The sequence below is a fragment of the Leisingera sp. M658 genome (assembly GCF_025144145.1).
In the GTDB taxonomy this organism is placed as follows: Bacteria; Pseudomonadota; Alphaproteobacteria; order Rhodobacterales; family Rhodobacteraceae; genus Leisingera.
This window is the reverse complement of the sequence record NZ_CP083546.1, coordinates 4059697-4074544: the sequence shown is the minus strand read 5'-3', so window position 1 is coordinate 4074544 and position 14848 is coordinate 4059697. Positions and strand designations below refer to the sequence as shown.

Here is a 14848-nt window from a genome sequence, read left to right as displayed (position 1 = left end):
CGAGAGAGCTTGCGGGAAAGAAGCGGCGGAATAGTAATTCCTGGCCGCAAGCAAACGCGCAGAAAAACCGGGAAAATCAGGTGCGGGCAGACGCGGCCCCGAGATCACGCCGCTTGGACGGACTGATCTTCGGTCAGGATGGTATAAAGCGTTGCCGGGTCGTGGTTGGCGCGCAGTTTGGTGCAGAAGCTTTGTTCGCGCAGGGTGCGTGACACCAGCGCCAGCGCTTTCAAATGCTCGACGCCGGCATCTTCCGGAGCAAACAGGGCAAAGGCAATATCCACTGGCTGGCGGTCCACCGCTCCGAAGTCCAGCGGCTTCTCCAGGATCAGGAAGATGCCGCGGACTTCGCTGACAGTGTCCAGCCTGGCATGCGGCAGGGCGACGCCATGGCCAACCCCAGTGGGGCCCAGGCTTTCGCGGTCCAGCAAAGCCTCGACCGTTGCCTGGGCGTCCAGCCCGTATGCAAATTGAGCAATGTCTGCAATTTCCTGAAACAAGCGCTTCTTGCTTGAGGCCGCACCGATCACCCGGACGGCCTCTGGCTTGAGGATGCTGGAAATCTGCATGTGTCTGCTCCGTTCCGGCGCCCCGTTGTTGAGGGGCGCCGATGCCTTAGATGTGATTACGGATCGATCCAGCCGATGTTGCCGTCTTCGCGGCGGTAGACCACATTCAACCCGTCTTTGCCTTCTTTGCGGAAGACCAGAACCGGTGCACCTGCAATTTCCATCTGCATCACCGCTTCCCCGACAGACAGGGACGGTATGCGAGTCTCCATTTCGGCGACGATGATCGGCTGCAGCGAGTCCGGCTCGGTTGTTTCCGCTTCCTCAGAGGCGAGGATATACGAATTGGCGCCCAAATGTTCAACCGGTTCGCTGCGATCCTTGTGGTGGTCTTTTAAGCGGCGTTTGTAACGGCGCAGCTGTTTTTCCATCTTTTCGCAGCAAGAGTCGAATGCGGCGTAGATTTCGGTTTCGTGCGCCTTGGCCTGAGCGCTCAGCCCGGTCGACAGATGGACGGTGGCTTCACACACATATTCATGCGCCGAACGGGAAAAGACCACTGTCGCGTCGGTCGGCCGTTCTGCATATTTCTGAACGGCCGAACCCAGCTCGTTCTGCACATGGGTTTGCAGAGCTTCGCCGATGTCGATCTGTTTACCGCTTATTTTGTAACGCATGTGATCTCCTTTACGAATTATTGCGGCCCAAACCCGTCGCCAAGGCAATCCTTGGCGCTGTCACGTCAGGTCTGGAACCGGGGGGCAGGCCAGGCATCCGGTTGCATCCGTCCGGGCCTTGTCGCCAAGGCTGCTAAGCGGATTGCATCGGTCTGCGCGTATGCCATGGGTCAATTCGACGGCAAGACAGCGGGAGAGTCAATGGATAACCCGGAAAAAGAAACACAGGTTTCGGGCATATTTTCGGTTGTCCGGCTTTGACTGCGGAAGTCAGGAAATGCGGAAGTTGTCGCCGAGGTAAACCCGGCGGACGTTTTCGTTTTCAACCACTTCCTCGGGGCTGCCGGACATCAGCACCTGGCCGTCATGCAGGATATAGGCCCGGTCCACGATCTCCAGGGTCTCGCGCACGTTGTGGTCTGTGATCAGCACGCCGATACCGCGTTTCTTGAGGTCGGAAACCAAATGGCGGATATCGCCGACTGAGATCGGGTCGACGCCGGCAAAGGGTTCGTCGAGCAACAGGTATTTCGGGTCCGCTGCCAGGCAGCGGGCAATCTCAACCCGGCGCCGTTCACCGCCTGACAGCGCCAACGCGGGTGCGCGGCGCAGGTGCTCGATCGAGAAATCGGACAGCAGTTCTTCCAGCCGCTCGCGGCGTTTGTGTTCGTGTTTTTGCGAGATGTCGAGCACTGCGGAGATGTTGTCCTCCACCGACAGGCCGCGGAAGATCGACATTTCCTGTGGCAGATAGCCGATGCCAAGGCGAGCGCGCCGGTACATCGGCAGGCCGGTTACGTTCTGGCCGTCGATGCTGACGGTGCCCGCTTCGGGGAAAACCAGACCTGCAATGGCGTAGAAGCTGGTGGTCTTGCCAGACCCGTTGGGACCCAGCAATGCCACCACCTCGCCGCGGTTCAGCGACATTGACACGTCGCGGATCACCACCCGTTTGCGGTAGGATTTGCGCAGTTTTTCAATACGCAGCCCGGAGGAGCCTTCGGTGACGGTCAGACCAGGTTTCGCCATCAGTTGCTGCCGCCGTTCGGGTTCAGGATAGTCTTCACCCGGCCGGCCATTTTGGCAGTGCCGGAAGTCAGGTTCACCTCAAGCCGGTTGGAAGCCAAGGTACCGCTTTTCTGGTTCAGGAGCACATTGCCAGTCATCACGATAGTGCCTTGGTCAATGGTGTATTCGGCGCGCTGTGCCTCGGCGGCGTCCGGGCCGCTTACCAGAACCACATTGCCGGTGGCTTCCAGCCGTTCTATGCCCGCTTTGGCGTCTGCTTCGTCGGCGGTTTTGTAAATCACCAGAACCTTGTCTGCGGACAGCCGCATGATGCCCTGAATAATGAGCACATTGCCGGTAAACTCTGCCGAGCCATTTGCTTGGTTAACCGCCAGATTGTCGGCGGTGACTTCAACCGGCTGGCTGGGGTCGGCCTTGACGGCGCCAAAAGCGACGGATGCCGTCTGCGCCGCCGCGAGGCTGGGAAATACCGCGAGCGGCAGGCAAAAAATCAATGCGCGCAAATAGGACACAGGTTATCTTTCCGGTTTCTGGGGTTCATATAGCAGCTTCACCCCGTTTTTGAACAGCATATGGACCGGTCCGCCCTCGGTTTTCACTCCGATACGCATATTACCGGCGGTCAGCTCGCCGATCGGGCCAGTCGCACGGACTGAGCCGGGACTGTCGGCTTCAAGCCCGCTAAGCGCTGTGTTCAGCTCTTCGGTCTCGACAATCAGCCCGTCTGCGGAGGTGATAATCACATTACCGGTAAAGCGCGCCATGTCCCGGCCAGGGTGGATCGCACCGCTTTCCGATTTAAGCGTGATCCTGCCGCCCTCAGCCAGATCGAATTCAGCGGAAAGATCGCTGGCAACTGCGGGTGTGCCGTCGCCGCCGGGACGGGCGAGCGCAGCAGTGACCATAATTTCATCGCCCTGTGCGGTGGTGCCGGAAAAGAAAGGGGCAGTGACTTGCTGGCCTTTCATCCGGTCTTCGATTTCCTTTTGGGCAAAGGGGATCACCGCGTCGGTGTTCACCCCGCGGGAGATCAGGAACATGGTGGACATCAGAACCAGTGCGGCCAGCGGCAGCAGTACCTTAAGATAGGCAACGGCTCTGGAGTAGCTGTCCATGCTTTTCCTCCTCCGGGCTTGCGTCAGCCCAGGCCTGCGCGCAGGCAATCGTGGATGTGCAACAAGCCCTCGGCCTTGCCGCCATTGTCCGGATCAACCACGAACAGGCAAGTGATTTTGCGCTGGTTCATCACGGCGACAGCCTCCTGGGCCATTGCGCCGGGGGTGATAGAGGCGGGGCTTGCGGTCATGACTTCGGCGGAAGACTTGTCCAGCAGGCCGTCCATGTGGCGGCGCAAATCGCCGTCTGTTATGATGCCGGCCAAGGATCCGTCTGCGGCAACCACACCCGCCACACCAAATCCCTTCTGGCTGATTTCGATCAGCGCATCGGACATCGGCGTGTTCTCAGTGACAAGCGGCAGGGCATCGCCAGCATGCATCAGGTCGCGCACCTTGCTGAGCTGCGCCCCCAGTTTGCCGCCAGGGTGGAAGTCGCGGAAGTTCTCCGGGCGGAAATCCCGGTATTTCATCAGTGCTATCGCCAGCGCATCGCCCATTGCCAGTGTCAGCGTGGTGGAAATGGAAGGCACCATGCCAAATCCGCAGGCCTCGCCCAGCGAGGGGATTTGCAGGTGCACATCCGCTTGCTTCATCAGGGCGCTGTCCATCTTGCTCGACAGCCCTATGAGGGGAATGCCGAAACGGCGGGTGAAAACCAGCAGATTGGCCAGTTCCGGCGCCTCGCCCGAGTTGGAGATCGCCAGCACCACATCGCCTTCAGAGAGCATTCCCAGATCACCATGGCTGGCCTCTGCGGGGTGCACGAAATAGGCCGGCGTGCCGGTCGAGGCCAGGGTGGCGGCGATCTTGTGGCCGATATGGCCGGATTTACCGATGCCGCTGACAATGATGCGGCCCTTGGCCTGCAGGATCAGCTGCACCGCTTCGGCAAAGCGTCCGTCCAGGCTTTCGGCCAGGGTGTCCAGCGCCCTGGCTTCATCGGTGATCACCTGCCGTGCGGTGACGAGGAGTTTTTCTGTATCAGTCATGAGTGCGCAAAGATGTCGATTTCGGGCCAGCCGGCCAGGTCCAGCTTGGCACGCATGGGGAGGAAGTCAAAGCAGGCCTGCGCCATTCCGGTGCGGCCTTCGCGGGCCAGGCGCTTGTCCAGGGCCTTGCGCAGCTTGTGCAGGTGGAGCACGTCGGAGGCGGCATACTCAAGCTGTGCATCGGTCAGTTCCTCTGCGCCCCAGTCGCTCATCTGCTGCTGTTTGGATATGTCGATGGCCAAGAGTTCCTGGGTCAGGTTCTTCAACCCGTGCCGGTCGGTGTACGTGCGGACCAGGCGGCTGGCGATCTTGGTGCAATAGACAGGGGCCGCGAGGGCGCCGAATGCGTGGTGCATGGCGGCAATATCGAAGCGGCCGAAATGGAACAGTTTCAACACATTTGCATCTTCCAGCATCCGGCACAGGTTGGGCGCTTCGGTCTGGCCCTTTTCGACCTGCACGATATGGGCATTGCCGTCGCCGCCGGACATCTGAATCACGCAAAGCCGGTCACGATGCGGGTTCAACCCCATTGTCTCGCAGTCAATTGCGACGACGGAACCGAGATCCAGCCCGTCGGGCAGGTCGTTCTTGTAAAGGTGGTTGGCCACTGGTGTTCCCCTGTGTTCAAATTGCCCCGAAGGGTGCCGTACTGGGGAAATAGGTGGTTTGCCGTGCAAACTCAACGGTCGCTGTCATTCGGGAGCGGTGGTGACTGGACTGCAAGTGCGGAGGCCGGGCAGCCAGCCCCCGCGAATGGCGCGCAAGGATCAGAAAAGGAAGTCGCCATTGTGCAAGTCGCTGTACTGCACATCCCTCAGCAGAATTGAATTGCCGTCGCCGGTCTGGAGGAGCACGTCGTCGCCGGTTTGGGTTGCCGCTGCCCGGACTTCGGAGATGGAGTTCAGCGAGGAGAGGCCGGAGAAGTCAATGCGTTCGCTATTGCTGGTGGCGTCGAAGTCTCGAATGGTGTCATCGCCGTGACCATCGCCAAAGACAAAAATGTCGGCCCCTGAGTTCCCCTTCAGGAAATCATCCCCATTGGCGCCAGTTAGTGTATCATTGCCGCCGCCGCCGTAGAGCAGATCCTGGTGATACCCTCCATGCAGATTGTCGGAGCCAGTACCGCCAAACATTGTGTCGTGTCCGAGGCTGCCGACCAATGTATCGCTGTGCTTCCCGCCGTACAATTTGTCATTGCCCTTGCCGCCATTCAGCGTGTCGTTTCCATCTTCGCCAAAGAGTGTGTCCTCCCCGGATAGCCCCCAAATCGTATCCTCGCCGTCGGCGCCCTTGGCCGAATCCTTGCCATCGCCGGTTTTGATGAAGTTGTCAGAGCTGTTGCCGGTCACGGTATCGTCGCCAATCCCGGTGGTCAGGTTCTCCAGGACAGTGTCGCGGGCGATTGCGATATTGCCCGACAGCCCGCCAACATCGGATAACTTGCTGTCGCGCATGTCGATGTTGCTGCCGCTGGAAAAGTTGCTGACGTCCAGTGTGTCTTTGCCGTCTTTGTCATAAATTGTGAAGGCAGTTGGCAGGTTGGCGATGTTTGGGTCAGATCCATCGGTCCAGCTGTCAAACAGGTCTCCAAGAGCACCATCAAGGTTGGAGTTTACCCCCCAAGTGGTATTGCCAGCAGTGGCGCTGCTGCTGCCAGGGGCGCCATACAATTCTTGTATCGCGATAATGTCCACCCTCATCGCCGAGATGACATAAGCCTTGCTGGCATCAACTGTCGGGTTCTCGTCCTGATCAAAATAGGACATTACCGACCGCAGCCAACTGTCATTGGTAAAGGTGGCGTCGGTCGTATAGTCCGCTGAGCCGTTGTAGTTTCCCTGATGGCCCAGGCCTAGGGCGTGACCCAGTTCGTGGATATAGGTTTGCTGAGTATAGGAGTTGGACCAAGTCTGGCCGCCGTGCCAGTTGTTGTCGATGTTGATTGCTGCGGAACTAATGACGTTTCCGGACATGTTGAAACTGGTGAAGGCTCCGCTGCCCTCGTCGTCAAAATTAATTTGCGCCGAACCTGTTGTTTCCTGAAATTTGATGTCAGCAACGGTTTCCCAGGCTTCCATGGCGTTGCGGGCGAGTTTTTTGCCCGCAGTGGTAAGGCCGGTGATATTGACCGTGATCACATTGCTTTGGGAAGTATCAAAACTGCGGCGGCCAAGGCCATTGTCTTGCCAGAATCCATCGGTGAGATAGGCCGCCATTTCGCCGAGGCCGCCAAATTGAGGTGTCGCCATAATGCGCTCCGTAAAAGTGTGTGAACAGCCTAGGCGTGTATCGATTTGAGCGACTTCGCGCAAGGTGCGCAAACTGCAATTCGCAGGGGAACCCGTAATCAAAGTGCTTGGATTAATTGTGCTCCGGGGTTGTAACCCTGGATGCTGATGGTCAGCTCGGCGGCTGGCAAAGCGGCCTGACTTTGCAAAACTCCAAGAGTTTTGGGTGTTGCATCATTTTGGGGAGTGGTGCCCAGGAGAGGACTCGAACCTCCACGTCCTTACGAACACTAGCACCTGAAGCTAGCGCGTCTACCAATTCCGCCACCTGGGCAGGTGTCGTGAGACCGGCGTATAAGGCGGTTTGTTGGGGCCGTCAAACAGAAAATGCACGTGGATGCCGGATTTCCGAAAGAATCGGGGCTATAAATTTTTTACGTTTTAAATCAGCGTGTTGAAGAAGCGACTCTGACGCCGCAACAGACGTCAAAACGACGTCTGATTTGATCCTGCGCAAAGTAGGGGAGCTTGAAAAGGGGCATAGCAATGTCATGAAACAGATTGACCGCCTCCAAGCCCTTGGGCTGTTTGACAGCCGGGTGCCCCGCTACACATCCTACCCAACCGCGCCGGTGTTTACTGCAGCCGTCGGCGCCGCGGATCAGGCCCGCGAATTGCAGGCGCTGGATCCGGATGTGCCGGTTTCCGTTTATCTGCATATACCGTTTTGCGAGCGTCTGTGCTGGTTCTGCGCCTGCCGCACACAAGGCACTCAGACGCTGAGTCCGGTGGAAAGCTACATTGGCACGCTGGAGCAAGAGCTGAAACAGGTGGCGCCTTTGCTGCCAAATGGGTTGCGGATGGGGCGGATGCATTGGGGCGGCGGAACGCCGACCATTCTGCCGCCCGTTTTGATCCATCGGCTGGCGCAAGCGGTGAAGGCAGTGTTTCCTCAAACCGAAGACTGGGAGTTCTCAGTGGAGATCGACCCCACAATGGTCGACCGCGACAAGATAGCAGCGCTGGCGGCAGAGGGCATGAACCGCGCCAGCATCGGCATTCAGGATTTTGATCCGCTGGTGCAGCAGGCAATTGGCCGCGAACAGCCGTTTGACGTGACCAAGGCCTGTGTCGAGGATCTGCGCGCGGCGGGGATCACTTCGTTGAACGCTGATCTGGTCTACGGCCTGCCGCATCAGACCCAGGCACGGATGGCGGATACGGTGGAAAAAGTGCTGAGCCTGAATCCCGACCGGCTGGCGTTATTTGGGTATGCGCATGTGCCTTGGGTTGCAAAGCGGCAGAAGCTGATCAAGGAGGAGACGCTGCCGGACGATCTGGCGCGGTACCATCTGGCCGGCCTGGCAGCTGAAAAATTCGCCGCGGCGGGCTTTGCCGCCATTGGCATCGACCATTTCGCCAAGCCCGGCGACGGGCTGGAGGCAGCAGCCCGCACCGGACATCTGCGCCGCAATTTTCAGGGCTACACCGATGACACCTGCCCGACGCTGATCGGATTCGGCGCATCGTCGATTTCCCGTTTTGCCGGCGGCTTTATTCAGAACGCAGCTGCCACGCCTGCCTATGTGCAAAGGGTCGAGGCAGGGCATTTGACTGGCGCCCGTGGCCATGTGATGAGCGATGAAGACTTGCTGCGCGGCCGTGCTATCGAGATGCTGATGTGCGAGTTCCGGCTGAACCGGGCAGAGCTGAAGCAGCGTTTCGGAAGCCTTGCAGCGATGCTGGATGCGGATCTGGCACAGATCGCGGCGCGGTTCGGCGATCTGGTGCAATTGGATGATGCGGCACTGACGATCCTGCCCCAAGGCCGGCCGCTGACCCGGATCATCGCAAGCTGCTTTGATGCGCATGTGCCTGAAGGGGTGCGCTACAGCCGGGCCTCTTGATCCAAAGGCCGGGCGCTCCCGCCTGTTCCGGTGCCTCTTTCCAGAGGCCCCTCACAGTTGGGCATGGCGCTGTGCTGTGGCACAGCGCGGCCTTTCCTATCAATGCAATTCGATTGCCGGCACCGGGGCTATGCGCCGTGCCCAGGCGCGGATTCAATTTAAGCGGGAATTGAACATCAAAACAGGAAAACCCGTTTAAGGCAGATTGGTCCTTGAACGGTTTCGCAACAGAAGGCGCAGCGCAGCTGCCGGGCCCAAGGCTGCCAAGGGGCTCCGGTGCAGCCGGGGCACCTGCGGGCGCGGGAGGACCCCTTATGCTCAGCAGTCAGCCGTCCTTGACCAGCCGGAATCCCAGGTAATCCGGCGGCAATCCGACTGCGCAGCCGCCAACACTGGCGTCGCGTATGAAGTCGATCACTACGGCCCGGTGGCGGCCGCCGGTAATGCGTGCGCTGCAATATGGATCGCCATATGCGAGGCTGCCATCTTTGCGCAACTCGCCGTTCTGCATGCAGCCGGCAGTCCATTCCCAGATGTTGCCGCCTAGACCGCTGAGGCCGTGGCTGTTGGTTCCGGGTTCGCTTTTGGGATCCTGTGCAGGCCCTGGCAGGCCGCGCAGTGTCACCCCGCGGGCGTATTGGCGCAGCCAACGCTGGGCCGGGTCGGTGCTATCCGTCTCAACCGAAGCGTCGCCAAAGATTTCAGCTGCAGCCAGCTGCCATTCCGCCTCATCCGGCAGCCGCCACGGCTGGCCGGTCTTCTTTGAATGCCATTGCGCGTAGGCGGTGGCGTCATGCCAGCTGACGTGTGTTTGCGGCCGGCTGCCATCCGCCGGGTTTGCATCTGCCCGCTTGCAGCCGCCGTCCGCCACGCAGGCGGCATATTCGGCATGAGAGACCTGATGTTTCATGATCTCGAATGCTGCCACTTGCCGCATCTGTTCCGGCGGCACCACGCTTTTGCCACCTTGGTGGAAATTGCCGATCGGCCGGTAACGGATTGTCGCTGCGGCAATGACGGCGGTTTCGACCTGCGTCGCCGGTTCCGGGGCGTAAAGCCAAAGACCGGGAATGCCGATCGCGGCGGCCAGGGCAGCGGTGATGAGTTCGAATTTCATGGGTATGCTCCCAAGAAAACAAAAAATGGGCGGCCGCATAATGCAGCCGCCCTCGAGAGGTCACACCAGTCCCAAGCTTAGGAGCCGGAGTACTCGGTCGGGGCGACCACCTGTTCCATCAGGTCGTTATTCCATTCGCCTTCGACCACCACGTGCGCGGTTGCGCCAAGGTTCACCGCCTCGATCAAGTTGTGGTTCACATAGGCGTAGACGCCCGGTTGCAGGAATTCATAGAGCGCAGCCCCGGCGGAGCCGCCGCGGATGAACCAGGTTTCCAGGTCGCGGTCCGGCACGTTGTTGAACTTGCCGGCCTCCCAGACCAGATCGCCGTGGCCGCCGATCAGGTGCGGGCGGCTGTCGCGGTTGGCTTGGCTGTGGATGAACAGCACTTTCTCGCCCTGTTTGGCCTTCAGCGCGGTTTCACCGGTCAGCGCACCAACTGCGCCGTTGAACACCACGTGGCTGGGGATAAGCCCGTTCATGACCTCAAGGGTATCAGGGTAGCTTTCGCCTACATCCTCGTACCGCAGGTAGTCGCCGTTATCGTCCTTTGGAATGTAAAACTCGTTTTCCCCAATATAGTAGACGCGGTCGTATCTGACTGGATCGCCATTATGGTCTGAAAGCCCGTTTCGCGGCAGAACCATGATTGAGCCGGCCATGCCTGCAACGACGTGCCATGGGATCATCGGACCGCCCGGCGCACAGTGATAGACAAAGGTGCCGGGGCGGGTGGCCTTAAACCGCAGCACGGTCTTCTCTCCTGGGTTGATCAGGGTCAGCGCGCCGCCGCCCAGGGCGCCGGTGGCCGCATGGAAGTCGATATTATGCTGCAGCATGTTTTCCGGCGGGTTGATCAGGGTCAGCTCAACATAATCGCCCTCGTGCACCACCATCATCGGCCCTGGAATGGAGCCGTTGAAAGTCATGCCTTGCAGATAGGCCCCTTGATCAATCTCAATCTCCTTCTCGACGATCTTCATCTCGAATTCGATAATGCGCGGCGCACCTGGTGCCACCTGCTCGTGCTCATGCACGAAGGGCGGGGCAACCAGTTCGCGCTTGATACGCTGCAGGCTGGACAGGTCCGCCGGTGCAGCGGCCTCGTGGACAGTGGTGCCTTCAGCCTTGGCGGCTTTGGCAAGTACGGGCAGCGCTGCTACACCGGCTGCTCCCATCAATGCGGCTCTGCGGGTCAGCATAGTGTTCTCCTTTTTGTGTCCCATGTGCCGTGTTGAGGAGACTCTAGCGCTGGGCGCGTTTGGACTGGTTGCTCTTGATCAACCTTTGATAAGATTATTCGATGCCAAGATAAGTGGATTTTAAGATGCAGCAATTCCTGCCGGGGCTTTGCCATAGTGTTGCAGGCAACTTCCGCAAATAAACCGCCTGGCCTTGGCGGAAATTGCCGTGCGGAGGCACAGAACTGCCGGCAAGTTTAATTGTTAAGCCCGGTTTAACGCGCCGCCTGTTATCCCGGGGATGGGTGAAAATAGTGGTGGTGGATATGAGCGCACAAAGCAATGTGGCGCCCATTATCATCAAGAAGAAAAAATCAGGTGGTGGCGATGGCCATCACGGTGGCGCGTGGAAAGTGGCTTATGCCGACTTCGTGACCGCGATGATGGCCTTCTTTATGCTGATGTGGCTGCTGAACGCGACGACGGAAAAACAACGCAAGGGTCTGGCGGATTACTTCTCGCCGTCAATTCCGCTAAGCCGGGTTTCCGGCGGCGGCAATGGTGCGTTTCAGGGTGACAGCATGTTCACCGAAGAAATTCAGCCGCAATCAGGCACCGGGGCAACGGACATTAACCCGATGGATGCCCAGCAGGCGCAAGGGGATACCGGAGTCGAGACCGACGAGAAGCGCGAGGAAGAAGACTCCAAGTTCCGCGCTATAGAAGAACAATTGTCTGGACGTGGCGGCGAGAGCATGGTGACGGTTGCGATGGCCCGCCACATTGTGACCCGGGTCACTGACGAAGGCCTGATTATCGAGCTTTTTGCAACAGAAGACATGCCGTTGTTCAAAGAGGATGCGGCTGAGCCTACGCCGTTGTTCCGGGATCTGGTCAGGATGATTGCCCGGGTGTCGGAAAATGTTACCAGCAATGTAGCCATCGGTGGCCACATCAGGTCCCATCCTGTTGTGCTGGCAAAGAATCCGGTTTGGGAGCTGTCCCATGACAGAGCCGACAAAACACGGACGCTGCTCGAATCAGGCGGACTGGCAACAGGCCGGATTCACCGGGTGACCGGCCATGCCGACCGCAAGCTGGCGGTCGGAAACCCGATGGCAGCCCGCAATGACCGGATCGAAATCATCCTTTTACGAGATTAAGTCACTGAAAACATTGCGGCAGGCGGCTAGCAGATAAGTCATATTTCATCTGTTAGCCGCCCGTTAATCGCTCCTGCGCTAGCTGTTGCATCCAGAATGATTAGATGCAGCAGAAAGGCGCGCTATGACCATTTCTTCGTCGCTGAACGCGGGTGTTTCAGGATTGAGCGCCAACGCCAGCCGGTTGGCTTCCATTTCCGATAACATCGCCAATTCCTCGACCCGCGGGTACAAACGGGTTGAAACAGATTTCCATTCCATGGTTTTGTCGAATTCAGGAGGCACCTATTCGGCTGGTGGTGTCCGCACCACCAATGTGCGCCTGATCGATGAGCGCGGCCCGCTGGTATCGACCAACAATGCCACTGATCTTGCAGTGCGCGGTCGTGGAATGCTGCCTGTGGCTTCAATTACCGAAGTGGAGGCGGGCGGAAGCCCGTCTATGATGCTAACGACCACAGGCTCTTTCCGCACAGATTCGAACGGGTATCTTTCAACCGAATCCGGTTTGGTGCTGATGGGTTGGCCCGCGCTTGCAGATGGCAGCGTTCCGGATGCAGCACGTGATACAGACGATGCCCTTGAACCGATCCATGTTGACCTGAACCGCCTGTCGGCAGAACCCACTACGGAGATCAGTCTGACAGCCAACCTGCCTGCTGATGAAACCGACGTCGGGGCATCAGGCGACCCGTTTGAGCAGGTAGTCCTGTATTACGACAATATGGGCAACGCTGAAGAGCTGACAATTACCTACACACCGAATGTTGCGACTCTGCCGGCAACGTCTGGCACCAATGAATGGACGATGGAAATCGTGGATTCCGCAACAGGGGCGGCTAATATCGGGGAATACACGCTTACCTTCGATGACAGCAGCACCACGGGCGGTTCTCTGGCGAGCGTGGCAACTGTTACAGGCGGTGCATACGATGGCGCCGCGGGATCGGTGACTGTTAACCTTGCAGGCGGACCGGTTGAGATTAACATTGGCGCCATCGGCGGCAACACCGGTATGAGCCAGCTCGGTGATGAATTCGTTCCAGGCACAACTGAAAAAGACGGTAACCCCGTTGGTTCCTTTGTCTCGGTTGAGATCAACGAGAGCGGTGAAGTCATAGCAGAGTATGACTCCGGCGATACCAAAGTCATATACAAAGTGCCGCTGGCAGATGTTTCCAACGTCAACGGCATGCGGGCTCTGGATTCGCAAACTTACATGCCGACTGACGAATCCGGGGATTTCTACCTCTGGGATGCCGGCGACGGGCCGACGGGTGAAATTCTCGGTTATGCCCAGGAAGAATCCGCTGTGGATGTGGCGACCGAACTGACGGATATGATCCAGACCCAGCGCGCCTATTCGTCAAATGCCAAGGTCATTCAGACGGTTGACGAAATGCTGCAGGAAACCACCAACATCAAGCGCTAATGCGCTTGATGCCCCCTGACATTGGCTTCACGAAAGCAGGCTGAACATGTCTATTTATTCCGCCCTGAACAGCGCGATGAGCGGGCTGACCGCGGCCAGCCGGTCCTCTCAAGTGGTTTCGGAAAACCTGGCCAACGCTCTGACACCTGGTTACTCGCGCCGGGTGTTGGACCTGAACAGCCCTGGAGCGGGTGTACCCGGTGTCCGGGTCGGGCATGTTCAGCGCATCAACGACCCGGTTCTGATCACTAACCGCAGAGTTGCTGAGGCAGACTACGGCGCGTCCAGGATCCAGTCAGATTTCTACGGCAGGATGTCCGACCTGGTTGGCACAGTTGACGACGAGATGTCACTGGCTTCGCACCTATCGGATTTCGAGTCTTCATTGATTGAGGCGGTCTCTCGCCCGGATTCACAGCCCAGGCTGAATGATTTGGCCGTGAAGGCAAATTCGCTGGCCGACACGATTTCCCGCACTGCTGAAGGGTTGCGGGATCTTAGGATCAATGCGGACAATGCGATCGGCTCTCAGGTTGAAACCGTGAACCAGGCGCTGAAGGAAATCGAAAAACTGAATGCCCGCATTATGGTCGTCGAAGCCGGTGGCATGGATGCAGTGGCGATGCATGACCAGCGGGATCAACTGGTTGATCAGGTTAACGAGATCATTCCAGTCAATGTTGTCCGGCGCGGTAATGGCCAATTGACGCTATACTCAACCGGCGGGGTTATGCTGTTGGATGGAAAGGCGTCCGAGCTGAGCTTTACTCCGTCGCGGGATATCCTTCCGCACATGACACTGGGCAATGCATTGATTTCCGGCCTTGAGGTCAATGGCAAGGTGATTGACACCAGCCCGGACGGGCCACTTCGGGGTGGCATGCTTACAGCCCAGTTCGAAATCCGGGATGTAACAGCGGTGGAAGCGCAAGAGGATCTTGACACAATGGCCGCCGATCTGATCGAGCGGTTTCAGGATCCTGCACTGGATGCCACCATTGGCGTCGCCGACGCCGGCATCTTCACGGATGATGGCGGTTTCTATGACCCGGCAAACTTCGTCGGTATCTCTAACCGCATTGAATTGAATGATCTGGTGGCCTTGGACGGCACTGGAGAAACATGGCGGTTCCGCGACGGCCTATATGCAGCGGGTCAAGGCGATCCAGGTGATTCCAGCTTGCTGCAGGCATACTCTGACACGTTGAACACCACCCGGACGGTATCTTCTGTCGGGCTGGGCACGGCGAACATGACAGCCTCGACGCTGAGTGCAAACCTGTTGTCGCGGTTCGCCCAGGACAATGAAACAGCGTCACGCGCATCAACCTTTGCGGCGGCCAGTTTCAACGAATTGAGTCAAGCGGAACTGGGGCTCGGCGTTGATACGGATGCTGAATTGCAGAACCTGTTGCTGGTGGAAAAGTACTACCAGGCCAATGCCCGGGTGATCAGCGTTGTCGACGAACTTATGGATACACTATTGAGGATCTGA

The 14848-nt window shown here is 58.5% G+C and carries 14 protein-coding genes and 1 tRNA gene; 4 read left to right on the top strand and 11 right to left on the bottom strand.

Going from position 1 to position 14848, the window contains the following annotated elements; translation table 11 throughout:
• Nucleotides 1–104: 104 nt before the first annotated feature.
• The 9 genes from K3724_RS19870 to K3724_RS19830 all read right to left on the bottom strand — a co-directional run bounded on the left by K3724_RS19870 (nt 105) and on the right by K3724_RS19830 (nt 6887).
• Nucleotides 105–569, bottom strand: a complete 465-nt coding sequence (locus K3724_RS19870) for a PTS sugar transporter subunit IIA (RefSeq protein WP_129372596.1) — start codon at nt 567–569, stop codon at nt 105–107.
• 56 nt (nt 570–625) lie between these two features.
• Nucleotides 626–1186 (bottom strand): ribosome hibernation-promoting factor, HPF/YfiA family, encoded by a 561-nt coding sequence (hpf, locus tag K3724_RS19865; protein ID WP_129372595.1) that lies wholly within the window; start codon nt 1184–1186, stop codon nt 626–628.
• Nucleotides 1187–1456: 270 nt separating this feature from the next.
• Nucleotides 1457–2215 carry an LPS export ABC transporter ATP-binding protein gene (lptB, locus tag K3724_RS19860; RefSeq protein ID WP_129372594.1) on the bottom strand — a complete coding sequence of 253 codons (759 nt, stop codon included), beginning with the start codon at nt 2213–2215 and terminating at the stop codon, nt 1457–1459.
• Nucleotides 2215–2727 carry a lipopolysaccharide transport periplasmic protein LptA gene (gene lptA / locus K3724_RS19855; RefSeq protein WP_259988500.1) on the bottom strand — a complete coding sequence of 171 codons (513 nt, stop codon included), beginning with the start codon at nt 2725–2727 and terminating at the stop codon, nt 2215–2217. Before lptA ends, lptB begins: the two co-directional genes overlap by 1 nt.
• Before the next feature lie 3 nt (nt 2728–2730).
• The gene (gene lptC, locus K3724_RS19850; RefSeq protein WP_259988497.1) at nt 2731–3330 is read right to left on the bottom strand and encodes an LPS export ABC transporter periplasmic protein LptC; all 600 of its coding nucleotides are present in this window, start codon (nt 3328–3330) and stop codon (nt 2731–2733) included.
• Between the two features lie 23 nt (nt 3331–3353).
• On the bottom strand, nt 3354–4322 hold the full coding sequence (locus tag K3724_RS19845) for an SIS domain-containing protein (protein ID WP_259988495.1): 969 nt from the start codon (nt 4320–4322) through the stop codon (nt 3354–3356).
• On the bottom strand, nt 4319–4933 hold the full coding sequence (locus K3724_RS19840) for a ribonuclease D (RefSeq protein WP_259988492.1): 615 nt from the start codon (nt 4931–4933) through the stop codon (nt 4319–4321). The genes K3724_RS19845 and K3724_RS19840 overlap by 4 nt, the downstream gene beginning before the upstream one ends.
• A gap of 159 nt (nt 4934–5092) precedes the next feature.
• Nucleotides 5093–6574: a M10 family metallopeptidase gene (locus K3724_RS19835; protein WP_259988490.1), complete on the bottom strand. Its 1482-nt coding sequence runs from the start codon at nt 6572–6574 to the stop codon at nt 5093–5095.
• A gap of 226 nt (nt 6575–6800) precedes the next feature.
• Nucleotides 6801–6887 (bottom strand) — tRNA-Leu (locus K3724_RS19830).
• 217 nt (nt 6888–7104) lie between these two features.
• Between K3724_RS19830 and hemN the strand changes: the two genes are divergently transcribed.
• Nucleotides 7105–8460, top strand: a complete 1356-nt coding sequence (gene hemN, locus K3724_RS19825) for an oxygen-independent coproporphyrinogen III oxidase (protein ID WP_259988488.1) — start codon at nt 7105–7107, stop codon at nt 8458–8460.
• A gap of 325 nt (nt 8461–8785) precedes the next feature.
• On the opposite strand, the gene K3724_RS19820 is transcribed toward hemN, so the two are convergent.
• The gene (locus K3724_RS19820) at nt 8786–9577 is read right to left on the bottom strand and encodes a formylglycine-generating enzyme family protein (protein WP_259988486.1); all 792 of its coding nucleotides are present in this window, start codon (nt 9575–9577) and stop codon (nt 8786–8788) included.
• 77 nt (nt 9578–9654) lie between these two features.
• Nucleotides 9655–10779 carry a copper-containing nitrite reductase gene (nirK, locus tag K3724_RS19815; RefSeq protein WP_259988484.1) on the bottom strand — a complete coding sequence of 375 codons (1125 nt, stop codon included), beginning with the start codon at nt 10777–10779 and terminating at the stop codon, nt 9655–9657.
• 305 nt (nt 10780–11084) lie between these two features.
• On the opposite strand from nirK, the gene K3724_RS19810 reads away from it, so the two are divergent.
• The 3 genes from K3724_RS19810 (at nt 11085) to flgK (ending at nt 14848) form a co-directional block, all read left to right on the top strand.
• Nucleotides 11085–11921 carry a flagellar motor protein MotB gene (locus K3724_RS19810; RefSeq protein WP_259992702.1) on the top strand — a complete coding sequence of 279 codons (837 nt, stop codon included), beginning with the start codon at nt 11085–11087 and terminating at the stop codon, nt 11919–11921.
• Nucleotides 11922–12045: 124 nt separating this feature from the next.
• Nucleotides 12046–13353 carry a flagellar hook protein FlgE gene (locus K3724_RS19805; protein WP_259988482.1) on the top strand — a complete coding sequence of 436 codons (1308 nt, stop codon included), beginning with the start codon at nt 12046–12048 and terminating at the stop codon, nt 13351–13353.
• A gap of 46 nt (nt 13354–13399) precedes the next feature.
• Nucleotides 13400–14848: a flagellar hook-associated protein FlgK gene (gene flgK / locus K3724_RS19800; RefSeq protein WP_259988480.1), complete on the top strand. Its 1449-nt coding sequence runs from the start codon at nt 13400–13402 to the stop codon at nt 14846–14848.